The following is a 21166-nucleotide window of genomic DNA, read 5'->3' on the forward strand; positions in this document are numbered from 1 at the left end:
GCACACTCATGAAATGCCGATCCGTAGCACTGGTCTATCGTGGCCCGGCATCGCTGCCGGGATGCCCGGAGGCGGTGGCCAAACTGTTGCGCTCCAGCCGGTTCGGCTTCGACGTCCACTATGTGGGGCCGAAGGAGAAGGTGCCACTGTCCACATCGGCCCTTTCCGGTGCGACGCTCTATGCGCAGCCCGGTGGCGCGTCGCTCAAACGCGCATACCGCCATTTGCGTGACCATCGCGAGGCGATTCGCGAGTTCGTCCAATTCGGAGGCAGATATATAGGCTTTTGTTTGGGCGGGTACCTGGCCGGAGCCACGCCGGGTTTCGCACTCCTTCCGGGTGACACCGACCAATACATCGCCTCGCCCCGAGCCACCATCGCCTCCGAGGACAACACCGTGGTCCGAGTCTGCTGGCGCGGCCGCGAACGCACACTGTTCTTCCAAGACGGTCCATACTTCCAGGTGCACCCGCAGGCCCCGGTGACCGTCGTCGCGACCTACCCCAACGGCACCATCGCCGCATTGGTTTCCCGCTTCGGCGAGGGCCGGGTGGGTGTCGTCGGGCCGCACCCCGAGGCGACCGCCGACTGGTACGTGGACGCCGGGCTGCGCCCCGACACGGGTCTCGACCTCGGGCTGGATCTCGTGGAAGCCGTGATGAGCTCATGAACAGGCTCATTGGTGTAGACGCGGCCCGCGGCGCCGCGCTGTTGGGCGTGATAGCCGTCCACTCCCTGTACGAGGCCAACCGCGATGGCACGCCGACCTGGTCGTTTTCGCTGTTCGGCGGGCGTTCGGCGGCGCTGTTCGCCGTGCTGGCCGGTCTCGGTGTCGCCTTCTTGACCGGGGGCCGGCGGATCCCGCTGTCCGAGGGCAAGGGCACGGTTGCGGGCCTGGCCGCCAGGGCGCTCGCGATCGGAGGGATCGGGCTGGCGCTGGGCTACACCGATGCCGGGCTCGGCGCGGTGATCCTGCCCCATCTGGCCGTGATGCTCCTGTTGGCGATCCCGCTCGTGTTCCTTCCCGGTTGGGTGATCGCGGCGACCGGCGCGCTCACCGCGATCGGGATGCCGGTGCTCGTTCACCTCCTGCAACCGCACCTGCCAAAACCCAAACTGCGCAATCCGACGCTCCGGTACATTGTGGACGATCCACTGAGGCTGCTCTACGAGCTGTGCTTCACGGGCGAATATCCGGCGCTGCCCTGGATGGCGTATCTCTGTGCGGGGCTTGCCATCGGGCGACTGGACCTGACCCGGCGACTTGTGACGACCACGTTGGCCGGTGCGGGCGTGGTTCTGGCCGTGGCGGCGTCGGTCACCTCCTCGTTCCTGACCGAGCGGTATGCGATGGCGCGCATCTGGGCGGCGCAGCCCCGCAGCGACTTGACCGGGCGCGAGACCGCTGAGCTGCTCGCACTCGGCGGAGACGGGACCACCCCGACCAATACGTGGTGGTGGCTCGCGATCGACGCCCCGCACACGGGCACGCCTTTCGATCTGCTCGGCACAACCGGGGTCGCCATGGCGGTGCTCGGGCTCATGTTGCTGGCGGCTCAGGCCACCCGGTGGGCGGGTGTCATCCAGACCCCGCTCGCTGCAGCCGGAAGCATGACGCTGACGCTTTACGTGGTACACATAATGTTCATCAATTCTGAGTACGACGTCTTCGAGGCCACGACCGGGTGTCTGGTGCAGATCGTGGCCGCGCTCGTGATCGGGTTGGCGTGGCGGGCGACGGTCGGGCGCGGCCCGCTGGAGACCCTGACCGGTGCGCTGGCCTCCCGGGCCCGCCGCTGGGCCACGAGTGAGAGGGCGGTCATAGCGGGCACCCCCGCCACGGGCGATCGATGAGGTCTGCCGGGTAACGTCACGTCGCCATGGAGATGATTGCGATCCCGCCAGGACCGGTCACGCTGTCGGACCGGCGGACCCGGCGCACCTGGCCGGTGGAGCTCGCGGCGTTCCGGCTCGCGGCGCATCCGGTGACGCAGGCCGAATATGCGGGTGTCACGGGCCTGCGGCCGAGCAGTGTGCGGGGCGACCGGCTGCCCGTCGAGTCGGTGTCGTGGTGGGACGCGGTGCGATTCTGCAACACGTTGTCCACGCGCGAGGGTCTCACGCCCGCTTACCGTCTGGGCCCTGACGAGGCGATCGAGTGGCATGCGGACGCCGACGGATACAGGCTGCCCAGCGAGGCCGAGTGGGAACGGGCGTGCCGAGCGGGCACGGACGGACCGCGCTACGGGACGCTCGACGAAATCGCTTGGTACCGCGGCAATTCCGGCGATCGGATGCACGAGGTCGGTGAGCTCCGGCCCAACGCGTGGGGGCTGTACGACATGCTCGGCAACGTGTGGGAGTGGTGCTGGGACATCTACGATGCCGAGGTCTACGGCGGTTATCGGGTGCTGCGGGGTGGCGGCTGGTTCGACGAACACTGGAGCTGCCGTGCGTCGGTGCGGCGGCGCAGCCATCCGGACTTGCGGATCGACGACGTGGGTTTCCGGGTAGCGCGCAACGCCTGAGCCACATGTGCGGGCCGCGCCGGCTTCGGCGCCAACCCCTGTCGCCCGCTGTAAACGGCACCATCGCTGCTGTCGGCTAGCCGACTGAACGCGAAAGTGTACTCATGGCTCGCCTCTCGTTCGTGGCACGCTGTCGCTCGCTCGCCCGCTTCGACACATGTCGATCTAGCTGTGGGCGTCGACGAAAGGTGAAGACCATGTCCTCAGTCCTCAAACGTGGTTGGGTAGCCACCGTCCTGATGGGCCTCGTCGCCGGGCTGACGGCCGCCGCACCGGCCACCGCGGCATCACCTGGCATTCAGGCGATGCCGTCCCCCTTGCGTTTCGTGTCCCATTTGGACCTGGAGTGCTTCAAGACCAACCCGTACCAGCCGCCACAGACGGCGATTTTCACCAGGCACCTCAACCCGGTCCTGGCCCACCTGCCCAACGAGACGCACGTGCTCGGGCCGCGCGAGCAGTTGTGTGTGCCGGTCGCCAAGAACAACGTGCTGCCGCCGGCGGGCGTCCTTGAGTTCGTCCGGTTCGTGGACCTGTCCTGCTACAAGATTCAAGGCGCGAGTGTGAACACGCAGCTGAACCTGCGCCATCTCAACCCACAGCTGCAGAACCTGCCGCCGCGCAACGTGTATCTCACCGTGCCGGTGCAGTTGTGCGTGCCGGTCATCAAGAATGGGTTGTACCCGCCGCCCGAGATCCGGCAGCTGGCCATGTATATCGATCTCAAGTGCTACATCGAGCAGCCGAACGCGCCCCTGAACATCGGGCTCGGCCTGCGGCACCTCAACCCCGTGCTGGCCAACCTGCCCGCGCACGAGGCCAGGGTGACCTACAACCGCCAGCTGTGCGTGCCCGTGCAGAAGAACAACCAGCCGATCCCGCCCGAGGTGCTCAACATCGTGCGCTGGATCGACCTGGAGAAGTTCGACATCATCACGCCCGCGCTGCAGGCGCCGTTCAACCTCACCATCAACCACCTCAACCCCGCGCTGGCCCACCTGCCCACCGAGCAGGTCCAGATCCAGCAGGCGACCCAGCTGATGCTCCCGGTCGCGAAGAACAACGTGATCCCGCCGGCCTGACCGGAGGCCGACAGGCAGGCCAATCATCGTCCGGAGTGACACTGGCGGCCACTTTGGACGGTGATTGGCCGCGCCCTCTCCCGGTCCCCACCCGAGATGGGGCGGTTGTGGCCAAACCGTTACCCACCACACCAAATTCCTCTCCGCGCTTGTGGCGCACCAGCTCAGAGGGCTTAAGCCGCATCCCCTGACATTCATATCGGTCAGTTGAGAGATGCGTTGACGGTTGCGAGCCCGGATGGCGTTGATCCATTGTGTACCGCGACGAAGATCGCGCCACATACGCAGCGGCATTCGTCTTCGCATGCGCGAGCACTGTGACGAGCTAGTCGATAGTGCATTCGAGTCTTTCACTATCTACAGCGGTGCCTTGGCGCGCCGTGGGGAGGGAATACGTGAGACAAGCACTACGAGCGGCATCCCGGATCGGGATCGCCGCTTTCACGGGCCTGGTGCTGAGCGGCATCGCCGCGACATCGGCTCACGCCACCGAGCCGGGCGGTGAGATCGGGCCCCAGGTCGTCGGCGGCACAGTGGCGCAGCAGGGGGAGTTCCCATGGATGGTGCGCCTTTCCGTGGGCTGTGGGGGAGCGATGTACACCCAGACGCTCATCCTGACCGCCGCGCACTGCGTGGCCGACCTAGGTACCGGACCCAGCACCTCGGTCACGGTGACGTGGGGCGTCGTCGACCTGGAAGACCCCAACCGCACCACCCGCACCTCCAACTACATCCACGTGGCGGACGGCTACTACGGCGAAGGCAAGGACTGGGCGCTGATCCGCATCTCCCAGCCGATCAACAGCCCGCTGCTCAGACTCGCCACCGACACCTCGCTGCACAACGGGAGCTTCACCGTCGCCGGCTGGGGCGCGACCTATGAGGGCGGGCCGCAGCATCAGTATCTGCTCAAGGCGGACGTGCCGTTCATCGACGACACGCAATGCGCCAGCGCCGGCGGCAGCTACTTCAGCCTCATCCCCAACGAGGAAATCTGCGCCGGCAACTGGAGCAGCGGCGGGGTGGACACGTGCCAGGGCGACTCCGGCGGCCCGATGTTCAAGCGGGACGCCAACAACGAGTGGGTCCAGGTCGGCATCACCAGCTGGGGCGTCGGCTGTGCCCAGCCCCAGAAGCCTGGCGTCTACACCGAGGTGCGCTACTTCGCCAACGACATCTGCACCGCCGCGGCATCGCTGGGCGGATGCCAGCCCAGCGGCGGCCTGGCCGTCGGTTACCCCGGCAACCAGACCGGCACGGTCGGCACGGCGATTTCTCCGGTGGGCCACACGGTTTCCGGAGGGACGGCGCCGTATTCGTGGTCGGCTTCCGGGTTGCCTGCCGGCCTGTCGATCAGTTCATCGACGGGCTCCATTTCGGGTACCCCGACGGCGGCCGGGACTTACAGCGTGACCGTGACGGCGGCAGACAGCTCGTCGCCGGCCAAGACGGGGATCACGTTCTACTCGTGGTCGGTCGGCCTGGCCGTCGGCAATCCCGGCAACCAGACCAGCGCGGTCGGCACGGCGATTTCTCCGGTGGGCCACACGGTTTCCGGAGGGACGGCGCCGTATTCGTGGTCGGCTTCCGGGTTGCCTGCCGGCCTGTCGGTCAATTCTTCGACGGGTTCCATTTCGGGTACCCCGACGGCCGCCGGGACTTACAGCGTGACCGTGACGGCGACAGACAGCTCATCGCGAGTCAGCACGGGGCGCGCCTCATACTCGTGGACGGTCATGCCCGGCTTCACCGTCAGCAACCCCGGCAACCAGACGGCCACGGTCGGCACGGCGATTTCTCCGGTGGGCCACATGGCTTCGGGCGGGACGGCGCCGTATTCGTGGTCGGCTTCCGGGTTGCCTGCCGGCCTGTCGATCGATTCTTCGACGGGTTCCATTTCGGGTACCCCGACGGCGGCCGGGACATACAGTGTGACCGTGACGGCGACAGACAGCTCGTCGCTGCCCAGGACGGGGCGCGCCGTGTATTCGTGGACGGTGAGTCCCGTGCCCGTGCCGGGATGTAACGGCGTCAACGCAAGCGACGTGGCGATTCCGGACGCGTCCACAGTGGACTCCACCATTGCGATCTCCGGCTGCGCGGGCATGGGCTCCGCGCAGGCGACGGTGGAGGTCCACATCCTGCACAGCGCGGTCAGCGACCTCGTCGTGACGCTGGTTGCGCCGGACGGTAGCACCTATGTGCTGCACAACCGGGAACTCGGCTCCACGGGTGGCATCCACAAGACATACGTCGTGAACCTGTCGTCGGAGGCGGCCGAGGGAACGTGGAGGCTGCGGGTGCAGGACCTCTACGCGGCCTACTCGGGCACCATCGACAGCTGGGCGTTGAACCTGAAGGGCGGCACGACGGACTGCACGGGCACCAACAACGCCGACGTTCCGATCCCGGACGTGTCGACGGTCCACTCTGCCGTCGAGGTCTCGGGCGGTTGCGCGGGCAACGCCTCGGCGACCTCGCAGGTGAAGGTGGACATCGTCCACCCCCATAGCGGTGATCTGGTGGTGACGCTGGTTGCGCCGGACGGCAGCACCTATGTGCTGCGCGACCGGACCGGCGGCTCCTATGCCGACATTCACGAGATCTACACGGTGAACCTGTCCTCGGAGACGCGCAACGGCATCTGGAAGCTGCGTGTGCAGGACGTCGGCTTCGGGTTCACGGGTTACCTCGACACGTGGACCTTGAACCTGGGCAACGGCGGCAGCCCGGCAAACTGCGTGCGCACCAACGGCACCGACGTGACGATCCCCGACCGGTCGACGGTCACCTCGACCATCGCGGTCTCGGGTTGTCCGGGCTACGCCTCGGCCGCCTCGACCGTGGAGGTCCACATCGTCCACCCCTACATCGGTGACCTCGTCGTGACGCTGGTGGCGCCGGACGGCAGCACCTATGTGCTGCACAACCGGACGGGTGCCGGGCAAGACAACATCAACAAGACCTATCCGGTGAACCTGTCCTCGGAGACGCGCGAAGGCACCTGGAAGCTACAGGTGCAGGACGCGGAGACGTCGGACACGGGACGCATCGACTCCTGGACGCTAACCCTTTGACCGTCTGGGAAACGGCCCCGCCTCGACACGGGCGGGGCCGTTTTCATGGGCGGATGGTGGCCGCGGTGAGCAGGTCGAGGCCCAGCGGGGTGATCTCGTGCAGGACGGCGAGGCCTTGGCGGCGGGTGGTGATGAGGTTGGCGTCGCGCAGGACGGTGGCCTGCTGGCTCGCGGCGCCCACGGAGATGCCGCAGACGCGGGCCAGCGCGCTGGTGGTGCAGCCGGAGACGGTGGCCTCAAGCGCGATCGCCCGGGTGCGGCCCATCAGCGACTCCAGGGACGAGGGTCGGGCTGGATTTTGTTGCCGCTGAAGGGTTCCCGGCGGTGGCTGGGTCGGATACACGAGCACGGGCGGCAGTCCTGTATCGGGCAGCTTGGTCGGCGCGTGCCGGCAGAAGAACGACGGCTGCAGGAGCAGGCCACGCCCGTCGAGGTGGTGACTCTGTTCAGGCGAAGGCCGCTGCGGGAATGAGGAGAACACGTCGTGGTCGGCGAACTCGGTGATCTGCAGGACGGGCGGCTCCCAGCGTATGCCCGGGTGCAGGGTGGCCAGCACGTGATCGATGCCCAGCGTCGCCAGCTCGGCCACGCGCCGGGCGCGGTCGGCGACGACGTGCTGCCGGATCGACCGCCAGTACGGTCGCAGCGCCTTGCCGTAATAGGAGCGCATGGCCTGCCCGAGTCGCCTCATGGCCGTGGGTGAGCCGGACGCGAGTGAGCGCGTCCATTCGGTGGGCGCCTGCCGCGACGCGAGATTACGCAGGTCCGCCTGCACGCGCGAACGCGGGGTCGCCATCAGGCGATCGACCGCGGTGTCGAACGCCGGCCCCGACCCGACCGGTGTGAGGAAGTCCGGCGAATAACCCGACGGCGGCGCCAGCTCGCACAGCAGGCGCATCTCGGCAGCGGGCACGCTAGCGCGCACCTGCCCGCGCCACGGCCCGTACACCAGCTCGCCGTCCTGGCCCTGCATCAGGTGCAGGCTGAGCAGCATCTCCCACAGCGGATCCGGCTCCGCCGCGATCGTGACGCGCGCGAGATCCTGCGCCGTGAAGTGGATCCGAAGCAATGTCCCCCCATGCCCGCCATGGACACCAACGTGTGCCGCGTAGTCTCCACGTAGGGCCATCGTCCATCTTCGATCTTGTGGGAAGCTTGTGCAGACCTTGAATCCCCAGTTCGGTGTGCTGGGTTCGGTCGAGGCACGCGCCGGCGGCGGCGCGATCGAGCTCGGTCACGCCAAGCAGCAGTGCGTGCTGGCCGTGTTGCTGGTCGACGCGGGCCGGCCGGTGCCGGTCGGCCAGCTCATCGAACGGGTCTGGGGCGCCGACCCGCCGGAGCGGGTGCAAAACGCGCTCTACAGCTATGTTTCCCGGCTGCGCCGGGCGTTGCCGGGCACGGCCATCCGGCGCGGGCCCGGCGGGTACACCATCATTATCGACCGGGATTCGGTTGACCTGCACCGCTTCCGGCGGCTGGTCGAGCTGGCGCGCGATCCGGCCGCCGATGCTGGGCGCCGGCTGTCCCTGCTGGACGAGGCGCTCGCGCTGTGGCGCGGCGAGCCGTTCGCTCATCTGGACAGCCCGTGGTTCGACGGGCTGCGGGTGACGCTCGCCGCCGAGCGCATGGCGGCGGAACTGGACCGCGACGATCTGCTCCTGCGCGCCGGGCAGCACGCCGATCTCCTGCCCCGCCTGGCCGACCGCGTGTCGGCCGACTCGCTCAACGAGCGCCTGGTCGGGCAGTTCATGCTGGCGCTGTACCGAAGCGGGCGGCAGGCCGACGCACTGGAACAATATCAACTCATCCGGCGACGGCTGTCCGAGGAGATCGGCAGCGATCCGGGTGAACCGCTCCAGCGGCTGCACCAACAGCTTTTGGCGGGCGACACCGCGAGGCCGGTCCCTCGGCAGCTGCCACCCGATATCGCGGCGTTCGCCGGACGGGCCGACGAGCTGTCCACAATAGACAGCGCTTCCACGATATGCGTCATCACGGGCATGGCGGGCGTGGGCAAGACCGCGCTCGCGGTCCGTGCCGCTCATCGCATGGCGGGCCGGTTCCCGGACGGACAGCTGTACGTGAACCTGCGCGGGTTCGACCCGTCCGGTGCGCCCAAGCCACCGGCCGAAGCCCTGCGCGGCTTCCTGGAGGCCCTCGGGGTCGCCCCGCACACCGCGCCCGGGTCGGTGGAGGCGCTCACCGCGCACTATCGCAGCCTGGTCGCGGACCGGCGCATGCTCGTCGTGCTCGACAACGCGCGCGACGCCGAACAGGTACGCCCGCTGCTGCCCGCGTCACCGGGCTGCCTCACGCTCATCACGAGCCGCGACCGGCTGACCGGGCTCGTTGCCACGGAAGGCGCCCGCGCCATCGGGCTCGACGTGCTGTCCACAGTGGACGCCCAAGCCCTGTTGCGCGGGAGGCTCGGCGGGCCGCGCATCGACGGCGACCCCGACGCCACGCGGGAGCTGATCGCCCGCTGCGCGCACCTGCCACTCGCCTTGGCGGTCGTGGCCGCGCGGGCCGCGATGCACCCGGAGTTCCCGCTGCGCGCGGTCGCGCAGCAGCTGCGCACGCTCGACGCGTTCGCCGATCCCGACCCGATGGCGGACGTGCGGGCCGTGTTCTCGTGGTCATACCGGGCCGTGAGCCCCGCGGCCGCACGGCTTTTCCGCCTGCTCGCGCTGCATCCGGGCCCGGACGTCACGGCGCCCGCGGCGGCCAGCATCCTGGGCGACGGCGGCGCGGACACGGCCGGTGCGCCACTGGCCGAACTTGAGCGGGCACACCTCATCGCGCAGCACGCACCGGGGCGGTACTCGTTTCACGATCTGCTGCGTGCGCACGCGGCCGAGCTCGCCGACGACGACCGGGCCGTGGAGCGGGTGCTGGACCATTACATGCGCACCGGCCATCGGGCGGCGCTTCTGCTCAACCCGCACCGCGATCCGGTCGATCCGGGCCCGCCGAGCGCGGGTGTCATGCCCGAGCCGATGCCCGGCTTCGCGCAGGCGCTCGCCTGGTTCGACGCCGAGCATGCCGTGCTGCTCGCGTGCATCGATCTGGCCGTCGCGCAGGGGTTTGACGCGACGGCATGGCACCTGGCGTGGACGCTGTCGACGTTTTTCGCCCGGCGCGGGCACCTGCACGACTGGGCCGCCACGCAGTCGGCCGCGCTCGGCGCGGCACAGCGGTTGGGCGACCTGGCGAGGCAGGCGCACGCGCACCGGGACCTGGGGCGGGCGCAGGCGCGGCTGGCGCACACGGACGAGGCGCTGGCCAACATGGCCCGTGCCATCGACATCTATCGCGAACTGGATGACGCGGGCGGCCGGGCGCACGTCCACGTCAACATGGGGATAGTCTTCGAGCGGCTCAACCGGTACCAAGAAGCGATAAAGCACGCCTACGCGGCGGTGGAGCTCTTCCGGGTGGCCGGCAACCGGGTTGGCCAGGCTCGGACCCATAACAACATCGGTTGGTACCACGCACATCTCGGCGAATACCGGCAGGCCGTCGAGCACTGCCGGGAAGCGCTCGGGCTGCAGGAGGCGCTCGACGACGTCTCGGGCCAGGCCGCGTCGTGGGACAGCCTCGGCTACGTCCATCACCACCTCGGCGAGCGCGACGAGGCCATCGCGTGCTTCCATCGGGCGATGGAGCTGTCCGGTTCGATCGACGACCGGCACAATGTGGCCGACATCCTGATCCATCTCGGCGACGCCCATCAGTCCTTCGGCGGGCTGGATCAGGCGCGCGACGCGTGGGCGCAGGCGCTGGAAATCCTTGATGTGATGCGCCACCCGGATGCGGCCAAGGTCCGCGCGAAGCTCGTATCGTTGGGCAGATGGTGAGGTTCGACCAGGAATTGCGCGCCGACTGCACGCGCTGCTTCGCGCTGTGCTGCGTGGTGCCCGCGTTCGCCGCGTCGGCCGACTTCGCCATCGACAAGCCCGGCGGGCACGCATGCCCGCATTTGGCGGGCGACTTGCGCTGCGGCATCCACCACCGGCTGCGCGACAGCGGGTTCACCGGCTGCACGGTCTTCGATTGCTTCGGCGCGGGCCAGAAGGTCTCGCAGGTGACGTTCGGCGGCCGCGACTGGCGCACGCAGCCGGACATCCGGGAGCAGATGTTCGAAAGCTTCGCCGTGATGCGTCAACTTCATGAGCTTCTTTGGTACCTGGAAGCAGCGCTCGCCCTCTCGTCGACCACACCGATCCATGCCGAACTCCGCCGCGCCTTTTCCGAGACCTCGCAGTTGACGCTCGCCGAGGATGTGCGCTCGGTCGATGTCCCGGCGCACCGCGCGCGGGTCAACGAGCTGCTCCTGCGGGCGAGCACGCTTGCCCGGTCCGGCACGCGGGGCCCCAACCATCGCGGGGCGACACTGATCGGCGCCCAGCTCGCAGGTGTGGATTTGCGCGGGGCCAACCTGCGCGGCGCACTGCTCATCGGAGCCAATCTCGCCCGTGCCGACCTGCGCCTGGCCGACATGACCGGGGCAGACCTGCGGGGCGCCTACCTCACCGGTGCCAACCTGTCCACCACCCTGTTCGTGACCCAACCCCAGCTCGACTCGGCTCACGGCGACGGGAAAACCAGGCTGCCCAAGGGTTTGGCCCGGCCCGCGCATTGGCGCGGATAAAAGTCGCTTTCCATCCGCTACTTGTAACCGGACACGCGCCTCGGGATGTCGACGAATCCGGCGCGGATTCGAGCCAGATACCGTCGCCAGGGCGGCCAACTGCCGGTAGAGCTCTGCTTGGCGCCCGCCTTCGCGCTGGATCTGTTCGAAGCGTTCCGGCGGGGTCGGGCCCATGGGCCACGCCGGTCGAGGTCGATCCTGGTTCACCAGGCCGATCAGAAAGGCAGGTCGCCATCGATGCGTGGCTTCACGCACAACCACCGCTCTCAGGCGACGACCGTGCCAGCTGTCCGCAGCTGTCGAGGTCATCGCCGCCCTGAGCAGCGGATTCAAACAGTCCACATGTCTTTTGCAATCGAGGCCCGGCATGCTGGCGGCTGCGACTGGCAAGAGCATAATCCCAAACCCCCGACCCCGACCTCGTTCACGCACTGAGGAACGGCCCGTCCGCGGACCTCTAGTCCACACGGACCGTGCGCGTCAACGGCCACCTCGGTGCACCGCGCTGAAATCGTCTACATAGATAAGGGCATCAAGATTGTCTACTATGCCGACCGTGCCGAGTTCGAAACCTGGTGGCATTGGGAGATCGAGGGAGTGCGCACACCTGCCGGAATTACAGCACTACCACGACGCGGCGCACGATCCGCGACGACGCACACCACTACGCCGCCTACTTCTCGTTTTCGAACATTCCCACTGACCCCTCGGGTGGTACCCGCCAGTTCATCATGCGTGTCTACATAAGGCATGTCTCGGGAAACCGGTCAAAAATCCACGGTCTGCAGGGCACCACGCAGCCGACCCACGGTATCGCCATGAACCTGACCGGCTAGGCAAAAACTGGCACAGCCGACGCTCGCTCCCATATAGCTGAGCCCCCAATTGATCGGACAGTCCAAAGAGGAGGACTTGATGCGACGACGCATAGCAGTAGCATGCGGCGTAATCATGGCGATCGCTACCACGACGATCGTTACCACGACGACAGCGGCGAACGCAGGATTCTCGACGGCGGCCACGCCTTCAGATCCATTAACCGCCGGCTTCGCCGCGGGTGTCGACCATAACGCGATGACCGCCCAATTCCATCGCCTACAAGCCGTAGCCGCACTGCATCCGGACGGCGCGGGCGGCACATACTTTGACGAGAAAACCGGCCAGCTCGTGGTGCGGTATGTGCAAAACGCCGACGGCGCCCGGCTTAAGTCCAAGTTGAGCCTGCAGCCCTTCCGGGTAGGTGAGGTTGCGGTCCGGTTTGAGCCCACGGCTATACCGATGCAGCGTCTGAAAGCAGCGACAAAGCGTCTACGGGAATCTAAGGCGTGGGCCGGCGCCCACGCGGCAAGCGTGCACCAGGTGCGGTTGGACGAGCTGACGCCACAGATCGTCATCGAGGCTTCCGGGGATTCGGAAGCGCTTGTCGCGGCTGTGGTCAAGGCCACTGGATTGACCCCTCGGGTGAACATTTCGGATGCCGGTGTCGTGGAGGCAAGCCGTCGCGCCGACCCCTTTCCGTACAATGGCGGATTAGCCCTGTGGAGAAGCAACCTCGATGCCAACGGCGTGAATCAGCGCACGGAGGATGCGTTTTGCACGACCGGTTTCCGGATGACACGCGGTGGAACCGACAGCGCGTGGGTGACGACCGCGGGCCACTGCGCGACTAGCGGCAGTCTCTTCTGGCATGACGGCTGGAACCTGCGGGTCAGGTCAAACTATCTCGCGGGGGGCACCGATGTGTCCATGCTGGCCGGGGAGAACGGCGCGTATTTCAGCCGGTATCTGTGGTTCGGCGGACGGGATACGTCGAACATCAACCCGGTGACGGCGAAGCTGACTGGTTGGCCTGCGATCGGTTCTGCAGTGTATTTCTCAGGCGCCAATGGCGGCCTTGTCTACGGCTTGGTCACGGCGACCAACAACACGGATTGCAACGGCACACCGCTGGTCGTCGTCGATACGGACACGGGGCACACCCACGATGGCGCGGTACTGGGCGGTGACTCGGGTGGGCCAGCCGTAAGGTGGAACACGGCTACCTCGGCCACGCACGACCTCACTGCCGAAGGCATAATCACGTGTAGCAACAGAAACAACGTCGCTCTCTTCACGCCGATCCACCGGGTCGAGGCGGCTACGGGCGCCGTGGTAGTCGTCGGCGGTACATGACAGATCCGGTTGTGCAGGGCGGCATTGTCTGCCGTCCTGCACACCGCTTCGCCTCTACCCCTGGGTACAGCATGGCGAACCGGGCATCGACAAGGTCGACGTCGTCAGTGCCGCCGCCCACGTCATTGATGACAATCTCGAGGATATGCACAATTTTCCGGCGTACCGCCTCTGCTGAGGCGACTATCAATCTTGGAGAGGATTCGTCTTGATTGGACGAGGGTTTCAAGTCACAGCCCTGGCGATGCTGCTAGGGCTGCTCGCCGGGCCGGGTGCCGAAGCGGCCACCGCGCAGACCGCTGACCCGGTGGCCGCTGGCACCACCGTGGTGCGCACCAAAGACGAGCTGCTGAGCGCGCTGGCCAACGCCACAGCAGGCGACACCGTCTTCGTTGACGGCTCGGTGTCCATCAACCTCACCGGCCACAAGCGGATCCTGATCCCGGCCGGCGTGACCCTGGCCAGCAATCGCGGCCAGAACGGGGCGGCCGGTGCCCTGCTGTACAACACCGAGCTCGACTACAGGCAGTCGGAGGCGTGGGCACAGTTCGCGGTGCGCGGCCCGCAGGTACGCATCACCGGGTTGCGGTTGGGGGGCCCGGATCAGCAGATCCGCAACGACGCCTACGAATACGACAATTCTCGCGGCATCGAGGCGGTCGGCGCCTCCGACCTGACCGTGGACAACAACGAGCTCTACGGCTGGTCACACGGAGCCGTCTATGTGGGTTACACCATCGAGGCTCGGATCCGGGACAACTACATCCACCACAACCGGCGCACCGGCTTGGGATACGGCGTGGTGCTCTACAACGACTCCAGCGCCGTCATCGAGGACAACACGTTTGTCCAGAACCGCCACGCCATAGCGGGAAACGGGCTTCGCACCCAGCGCTACGAGGCGCGGTTCAACCTCGTGGTGGACAACGCCCGCTCACATGGCTTTGACATGCACGGCGAGAACGAAACCCAGGACAACGGCGCCCAGTATGCCGGCGATGTCATCCACATCAAACACAACAGCTTCCGATCCAGCGCCGAGGCGGCCGTGGCCATCCGCGGCCGTCCCTACACGGGCGCCTGGGTGTCGGGCAACTGCTTCGCGCACGGCGGCTCCAGCTCCGCGGTCGTGCAGCGGCATTTCACCGGCAACCTGTTCATCGGAAGCAACACCTACGGCACCACGACCACCAATTGCCATAACAGCGGCCGCCGCGTCGCCTGGCGTATTTCATCAGGGGGTACCGCTTCGTGGTCCGCGATGGCGCCGTACACCTTTGACGTGTCGGAGGTCGGGTTCGGCGATTTCGACGGCGACGGCAGGACCGATGTCTTCCGCGCCACCGGAAGTCGTTGGTACTACTCGCCCGGCGGTCAGGGTCCGTGGGTTGCGGGAGCCTCGTCGGGGAGCAGGTTGTCGTCGTTGCGTTTCGGTGACTTCAACGGCGACGGCAGGACCGATGTGTTCACCGTCATCGACGGGCGCTGGCACTACTCATCGGCGGCGGCGACCAGCTGGCAACCGCTCGCGATCTCCAGCGATCCGCTGGCCTCGCTGCGTTTCGGCGATTTTGACGGCGACGGCACGACCGACGTCTTCCGCGCCGACGGCACGCGCTGGTACTACTCATCGGCGGGCCGGTCCAGCTGGACCGCACTGAATACCTCCGGCTTCACGGTCGAGTCGTTGCGCTTCGGCGACTTCAACGGCGACGGCATGACGGATGTCTTCCGCACCAACGGAAGCCAGTGGTACTACTCGTCCGGCGGCACCGGCTCGTGGACAGCGCTGGCAACCTCCAGCGTCCCGCTGGAAGCACTCCGCTTCGCCGACATCAACGGCGACGGCACGACCGACGTCTTCCGCACCGACGGCACCGGCTGGCACTACTTCGCCACCGGCCATTCGAGCAGCTGGATCGCCCTGGCGCAGAGCTCGTGTCCCATCACCAGCCTGCATCTTGCCGACTTCAACGGCGACCGCAAGGCCGACGTGTTCGACGGCCGCTGCGGCGCCTAACTCCCGGGGGTCGGTACCCACGGGATCCACCCTGGGCTACCGACCCTCACCCACTTGACCACCGGCCGCGTTAAAACAGCGCGCTACATCGCCAGCTCGACGTTCACGAGGCGCTGCCGGATCAACTCCTCACGCTCCGACTCCGGCAGCCGACCATGGCGGGCTTGTCGGCCAGCCAGTCCATGGTGAGTATCAGACGTTCGGGTACCGGGGCGGGTCTTCGCGTCGCAGGAAGCCTTCCAACCCGGCCAGATCGTCGGTGTTGATCTGGTCAACGTCCGCGGCGAGGAATGCCTGACCCGCATCACCAAGATTGCCACTACAGCTCGTTCAAGGAGATGTTCGACCACGAGAAACCTCGTCGGTGAACCCAACCGCGACCCGGGCCGAGCAGCTGGCCAACATCCGGCTGATCTACCCGGCGGAGAAGGAAGCCCTCGGCGTGATCGCCATCCACGTCGAGCGAGTCTGATTCCGCAGAATATCGGGCGGTCCCGGCCAGGGCCGCCCTTTCTCATGCGGTAGCGGCTGCTCGGCGTGCGGGCCGCAGCCGGCGTCGTAGTCGATGTGCTTGTTCAGGTCGGGCTCGAACGTGCCGTACAGGCGACGTCGGACCACAACATCGGGGTCAGGCCGCGCAGGTCGTGGTCGGTGAGCTTGGCCTGCCAGTCTTCGGCGTCGAGCACCATGTCCACCAGTCGTGTGTTCACCAGGACCAGCGCCGATTGGAGCAGGTCCAGGGCGAGCATCGAGATTTCCTGCGCCTCACGGTCGCGCAACGCCCGGCCGCCGGCAGGGACGCGCTGCGGCGCATGATCCGTACCAGCAACAAGTCGTCAAACGCCCGGCAATAGCTCCTGATCCGCCGGCGGCTTCCAGGTGATCGTCTCAGTATCCGGACCCGCGATAGATCACGTTCCGACGCCGGGTTGCCGCATTCGGCCGACCACGGTCATCCGGAGATCGAGCGGATCGAGCCGGCGTTCCGGCTGCGTCCGGTCGAGCATCCCGATCTGCTCATGGTGCCTGTGGGTCAATTGTTAACGCTCACGCGGCGCAGGTCAGAAAGACCTTGGAGACGGGCTTGACACATACGCCATGTTCACGTTAACAATGTTCGCGTTAACATCGCCTGCTCCCCGAAGGTGGTCATCCCCCGTGTCCGTCGATCCCGTCGTCGATTCGCCTGGTGAGGATTCCGGGCGTCGCCGTGCGGTGATGGCGGATGTGGCAAAGCTGGCGGGCGTGTCGCACATGACCGTTTCGCGCGTTATCAACGACCATCCCGCGGTCAGCAGCGCGACCCGCGAGCGTGTGCTCGCGGCCATGGCGCAGCTCGCGTACCGGCCCAACATCGCCGCGCGCACGCTGGTCACCGGCCGCACGCGCCGGCTCGGCGTGATCAGTGTGGACACCACGCTGTATGGGCCGGCTTCCATGCTGGTCGCGATCGAGCGCGCCGCGCGCGACGCCGGCTACGCGGTCGCGATCGCCAGCCTGCCCGCGCTCGACCGGCGCGCGCTCGGTGATGCCGTGGATTTCCTTACCTCCCAAGCGGTCGAGGGCATCATCGCCATCACCCCGCACACCACGACCATGGCGGCCCTGCGGCATGTGCCCACCGGCGTCCCGTTTGTCGCGGTCGAGGGTGGCAAGGCGGCCGTGCCGACCGTGGCCGTCGACCAATATCTGGGCGCGTTCTTGGCCACCCGCCATCTGCTCGCACTGGGCCACGCCACGGTCGTCCACATCGGCGGCCCACAGGACTGGTATGAAGCGCCCGAGCGGGAGCGTGGCTGGCGCGACGCGCTCGTTGCCGAGGACCGCGAGGTGCCCGAGGTGGTCGTGGGCGACTGGAGCGCCCGCTCGGGGCATGAGGCGGCCAAACAACTCCTCGGCATACCGGGCCTTTCGGCCGTGTTCGTTGCCAACGATCAGATGGCCCTGGGCGTGCTGCGCGCGCTGCACGAGGCCCAGGTTTCCGTGCCGGACGACATCAGCGTCGTGGGCTTCGACGACATCCCCGAGGCCGCCTATTTCACGCCCCCGCTGACCACCGTCCGGCAGGACTTCGGCGAGGTCGGGCGGCAGGGCCTGGACCTTCTGCTGGAACAGGTCGAGGGCGCGCCGCGCTCCCGCAGGCGTCGCGTCATCCCACCCGACCTGGTCATCCGCAAGAGCACCACCGTCCCTCTCACGCGATTGGATTCCCCGTGAGCGCTAACGCAGAAGAGCAATATGTGGTGGGCGTGGATTTCGGCACGCTGTCGGGCCGCGCGCTCGTCGTCAGGGTCAGCGATGGGGCTGAGGTCGGCACGGCCGTGCACGAGTACCGTCACGGCGCCATCGACCGCACGCTCCCGTCCACCGGCGCGCCCCTGCCGCCCGACTGGGCGTTACAGGAGCCGCGCGACTGGGTCGATGTGTTGCGCACGGCGGTGCCCGAGGCGATCGCACTGTCCGGAGTGGACCCGGCCAACGTGATCGGCATCGCCACCGATTTCACCGCGTGCACGATTCTTCCCACGCTCGCCGACGGCACGCCGCTGTGCCATCTGCCCGAGTTCGCCGACCGGCCGCACGCATACGCCAAACTGTGGAAGCACCATGCGGCGCAAGGCCAGGCGGACCGGATCAACGCGCTCGCGCACGACCGCAAGGAGCCGTGGATCGGCCGATACGGTGGGAAGATCTCGTCGGAGTGGCAGTTCGCCAAGGGACTCCAGCTTCTCGAAGAGGATCCCGAGGTGTATCAAAAGGCCGAGCGCTGGATCGAAGCGGCCGACTGGATTATCTGGCAGTTGTGCGGCGCGGAGACGCGCAACGTGTGCACGGCCGGATACAAGGGCATCCACCAGGATGGGCAATACCCGTCGCGCGAGTTCCTCGCCGCGCTCAACCCGGGCTTCGCCGACTTCATCGCGAAACTCGAGCATCCTCTCTCCCCGTTGGGCGCAAGGGCGGGCGGACTCACCCCAGAGGCCGCCGCGCTCACGGGCCTGCCGGCGGGCATCGCGGTCGCGGTCGGCAATGTCGATGCACACGTGACCGCGCCCGCCGCGCGGGCGACGGAGCCGGGGCAGATGCTGATGGTGATGGGCACGTCAACCTGCCACGTGATGAACGGCCAAACCCTGGCGCAGGTGTCGGGCATGTGCGGCGTGGTCAAGGACGGCATCCTCGCGGGCAGTTGGGGGTACGAGGCCGGGCAGAGCGGTGTCGGCGACATCTTTGCGTGGTTCGTCGACAACTTCCTCCCACCGTCCTATCACGATGAGGCGGCCCGGCGTGGCGTGAGCGTGCACGAGCACATGAGCGATCTGGCGGCCGCGCAAAAGGTGGGCGAGCACGGCCTGATCGCGCTCGACTGGCACAACGGCAACCGTTCGGTGCTGGTGGACCACGAGCTTTCGGGCGTGATTGTGGGCCAGACTCTGGCGACTCGTCCGGAGGACGTGTATCGCGCGCTGGTCGAGGCAACCGCCTTCGGCACACGGACGATCATTGAGTCGTTCCAGCGTGAGGGAGTGCCCGTCGAGGAGCTGATCGTCGCGGGTGGACTGCTCAAAAACCGGTTCCTGATGCAGCTTTACGCCGATGTCACGAACCGCCCGCTGTCGATCCTGGCGTCCGAGCAGGGCCCGGCGCTGGGCTCGGCCATCCACGCCGCCGTCGCCGCGGGCGCCTATCCCGACGTGGCAAGTGCCGCGGCCGTCATGGGCCGGGTCGACAAGCACGCCTACCTGCCCGACCCGGAGCGCGCCCGCGCCTACGACGCGCTGTTCGCCGAATACACCCTCCTGCACGACTACTTCGGGCGGGGCGGCAACGACGTGCTGCACCGCTTGCGCCGCATACGAAACGAGGCCAGAGCATGAGCGATGTGGTAAGGCTGAGGCAGCAACTCGTTGGGCTGCATCAGGAACTCATCCGCTGGGGTCTGGTCGTGTGGACGGCCGGCAACGTTTCGGCGCGCGTGCCCGGCGAGGACCTGTTCGTCATCAAACCAAGCGGCGTGAGCTACGACGCGCTCACGCCCGAGTCGATGGTCGTGTGCGATCTGGACGGCAAGCTGGTGGAGGGCGACCTGTCCCCGTCCAGCGACACCGCCGCCCACGCCTACGTCTATCGCGAGATGCCGGAGGTGGGCGGCGTCGTGCACACCCACTCCACCTATGCCACCGCCTGGGCCGCCCGGGGGGAGCCGATCCCCTGTGTGCTCACGGCGATGGGCGACGAGTTCGGCGGGGAGATCCCGGTCGGGCCGTTCGCGCTCATCGGCGGCGACGACATCGGGCGCGGCATCGTCGCGACCCTGCGCGGTCACCGCTCCCCGGCCGTGCTCATGCAAAACCACGGCGTTTTCACGATCGGCCGCGACGCGAAGGCAGCTGTCAAGGCCGCCGTCATGTGCGAGGACGTGGCCAGGACCGTCCACATCGCTCGGTCGGCCGGACCGCTGATCCCGATCCGGCAGTCCGATGTGGACAGTCTGTATGACCGCTACCAAAACGTCTACGGCCAACCCCAATAAGGAGATGATTATTGTGTACCGCAAGATAATAGCGGGGCTGGCGGTCGCCGGCGCGCTGTTCGTGACCGCCGCGTGCGGCGATAATTCCGGCACCGGCACCGGTGACGACAAGGGCACCATCGGCATCGCGATGCCGACGAAGTCCTCCGAGCGCTGGGTGGCCGACGGCAACAACATGGTCAAGGCGTTCCAGGACATGGGCTACAAGACCGACCTGCAGTACGCCGAGAACGTGGTGGAGACCCAGGTCTCGCAGATCGAAAACATGGTCACCAAGGGCGTGAAGGCGCTCGTGATCGCCGCGATCGACAACAAGTCGCTGTCGGCCGTGCTGCAGCAGGCCAAGGACTCGGGCATCCCGGTCATCGCCTACGACCGGCTCATCCGCGAGACCCCGAACGTCGACTACTACGCCACGTTCGACAACTTCAAGGTCGGCGTGCTGCAAGCCGGGTACATCGAAGAGAAGTTGGGTCTCAAGGACGGCAAGGGGCCGTTCAACATCGAGTTGTTCGCCGGCTCGCCCGACGACAACAACACGTTCTTCTTCTTCAACGGCGCGATGAGCGTGCTGCAGCCCTACATCACCTCGGGCAAGCTGGTCGTCCGGAGTGGACAGACGAAGGTGGAGCAGGTGGCCACGCTGCGCTGGGAAGGCGCCACCGCGCAGAAGCGCATGGACGACCTGCTGTCGACCCACTACGGCGCGGCCAACGTCGACGCCGTGCTGTCGCCGTACGACGGCATCAGCATCGGCATCCTGTCATCGCTCAAGGCGGTCGGCTACGGCAAGGGTGGCAAGCCGCTGCCGATCGTCACGGGCCAGGACGCCGAGCTCGCGTCGGTCAAGTCCATCATCGCCGGGGAGCAGACCCAGACCGTGTTCAAGGACACCCGTGAGCTGGCCAAGACGGCGGCCAAGATGACCGACGCCGCGATCAGCGGGAAGACGCCGGAGACCAACGACACCAAGACCTACGACAACGGCAAGAAGATCGTGCCTTCGTTCCTGCTGGTGCCGGTCTCGGTGGACAAGTCCAACTACCAGAAGATCCTCGTCGACAGCGGCTACTACACCGCGGCGCAGCTGGGCGGCTAGCC

General features: G+C 67.2%; 15 protein-coding genes. 13 read left to right on the forward strand and 2 right to left on the reverse strand.

Annotated elements, in window-relative coordinates; translation table 11 throughout:
* The first annotated feature begins 8 nt into the window (after positions 1 to 8).
* The 5 genes from DM816_RS09845 (at position 9) to DM816_RS44320 (ending at position 6688) form a co-directional block, all read left to right on the forward strand.
* On the forward strand, positions 9 to 671 hold the full coding sequence (locus tag DM816_RS09845; RefSeq protein ID WP_117209848.1) for a BPL-N domain-containing protein: 663 nt from the start codon (positions 9 to 11) through the stop codon (positions 669 to 671).
* Positions 668 to 1855: a heparan-alpha-glucosaminide N-acetyltransferase domain-containing protein gene (locus DM816_RS09850; RefSeq protein ID WP_117209849.1), complete on the forward strand. Its 1188-nt coding sequence runs from the start codon at positions 668 to 670 to the stop codon at positions 1853 to 1855. The genes DM816_RS09845 and DM816_RS09850 overlap by 4 nt, the downstream gene beginning before the upstream one ends.
* Before the next feature lie 32 nt (positions 1856 to 1887).
* The gene (locus tag DM816_RS09855; RefSeq protein ID WP_117209864.1) at positions 1888 to 2529 is read left to right on the forward strand and encodes a formylglycine-generating enzyme family protein; all 642 of its coding nucleotides are present in this window, start codon (positions 1888 to 1890) and stop codon (positions 2527 to 2529) included.
* Between the two features lie 197 nt (positions 2530 to 2726).
* On the forward strand, positions 2727 to 3611 hold the full coding sequence (locus tag DM816_RS09860) for a hypothetical protein (RefSeq protein ID WP_117209865.1): 885 nt from the start codon (positions 2727 to 2729) through the stop codon (positions 3609 to 3611).
* A 395-nt stretch (positions 3612 to 4006) separates the two neighbouring features.
* Positions 4007 to 6688: a proprotein convertase P-domain-containing protein gene (locus DM816_RS44320; protein WP_281274312.1), complete on the forward strand. Its 2682-nt coding sequence runs from the start codon at positions 4007 to 4009 to the stop codon at positions 6686 to 6688.
* A gap of 43 nt (positions 6689 to 6731) precedes the next feature.
* Here the strand turns inward: DM816_RS44320 and DM816_RS09885 are convergent, their stop codons facing one another.
* Positions 6732 to 7757: an ArsR/SmtB family transcription factor gene (locus DM816_RS09885; RefSeq protein ID WP_117209850.1), complete on the reverse strand. Its 1026-nt coding sequence runs from the start codon at positions 7755 to 7757 to the stop codon at positions 6732 to 6734.
* A 97-nt stretch (positions 7758 to 7854) separates the two neighbouring features.
* Between DM816_RS09885 and DM816_RS09890 the strand changes: the two genes are divergently transcribed.
* The 4 genes from DM816_RS09890 to DM816_RS09905 all read left to right on the forward strand — a co-directional run bounded on the left by DM816_RS09890 (position 7855) and on the right by DM816_RS09905 (position 15531).
* Positions 7855 to 10545, forward strand: coding sequence for an AfsR/SARP family transcriptional regulator (locus tag DM816_RS09890; RefSeq protein WP_211588620.1), 2691 nt, complete (start codon positions 7855 to 7857; stop codon positions 10543 to 10545).
* Positions 10539 to 11339, forward strand: coding sequence for a pentapeptide repeat-containing protein (locus DM816_RS45215; protein ID WP_117209851.1), 801 nt, complete (start codon positions 10539 to 10541; stop codon positions 11337 to 11339). Before DM816_RS09890 ends, DM816_RS45215 begins: the two co-directional genes overlap by 7 nt.
* A gap of 951 nt (positions 11340 to 12290) precedes the next feature.
* Positions 12291 to 13511, forward strand: a complete 1221-nt coding sequence (locus DM816_RS09900) for a chymotrypsin family serine protease (RefSeq protein ID WP_117209852.1) — start codon at positions 12291 to 12293, stop codon at positions 13509 to 13511.
* A 244-nt stretch (positions 13512 to 13755) separates the two neighbouring features.
* Positions 13756 to 15531 carry an FG-GAP-like repeat-containing protein gene (locus tag DM816_RS09905; protein WP_117209853.1) on the forward strand — a complete coding sequence of 592 codons (1776 nt, stop codon included), beginning with the start codon at positions 13756 to 13758 and terminating at the stop codon, positions 15529 to 15531.
* A gap of 575 nt (positions 15532 to 16106) precedes the next feature.
* On the opposite strand, the gene DM816_RS09910 is transcribed toward DM816_RS09905, so the two are convergent.
* Positions 16107 to 16310 carry a Tn3 family transposase gene (locus DM816_RS09910; RefSeq protein ID WP_117209854.1) on the reverse strand — a complete coding sequence of 68 codons (204 nt, stop codon included), beginning with the start codon at positions 16308 to 16310 and terminating at the stop codon, positions 16107 to 16109.
* Between the two features lie 379 nt (positions 16311 to 16689).
* Here DM816_RS09910 and DM816_RS09915 point away from each other — a divergent pair, with 379 nt between their 5' ends.
* From DM816_RS09915 to chvE, 4 genes are read left to right on the forward strand one after another with little or no spacing between them, the layout of a single operon-like run.
* Entirely contained in the window at positions 16690 to 17748 is a 1059-nt protein-coding gene (locus DM816_RS09915) for a LacI family DNA-binding transcriptional regulator (protein WP_246001786.1), read from the forward strand.
* Positions 17745 to 19409, forward strand: coding sequence for a ribulokinase (gene araB, locus DM816_RS09920; protein WP_117209856.1), 1665 nt, complete (start codon positions 17745 to 17747; stop codon positions 19407 to 19409). The genes DM816_RS09915 and araB overlap by 4 nt, the downstream gene beginning before the upstream one ends.
* The gene (locus DM816_RS09925) at positions 19406 to 20065 is read left to right on the forward strand and encodes an L-ribulose-5-phosphate 4-epimerase (protein ID WP_117209857.1); all 660 of its coding nucleotides are present in this window, start codon (positions 19406 to 19408) and stop codon (positions 20063 to 20065) included. The genes araB and DM816_RS09925 overlap by 4 nt, the downstream gene beginning before the upstream one ends.
* Positions 20028 to 21164, forward strand: a complete 1137-nt coding sequence (gene chvE / locus DM816_RS09930; RefSeq protein WP_246001787.1) for a multiple monosaccharide ABC transporter substrate-binding protein — start codon at positions 20028 to 20030, stop codon at positions 21162 to 21164. Before DM816_RS09925 ends, chvE begins: the two co-directional genes overlap by 38 nt.
* Positions 21165 to 21166 lie beyond the last annotated feature (2 nt).

The organism is Allorhizocola rhizosphaerae, assembly GCF_003426775.1.
Classification (GTDB): domain Bacteria; phylum Actinomycetota; class Actinomycetes; order Mycobacteriales; family Micromonosporaceae; genus Allorhizocola; species Allorhizocola rhizosphaerae.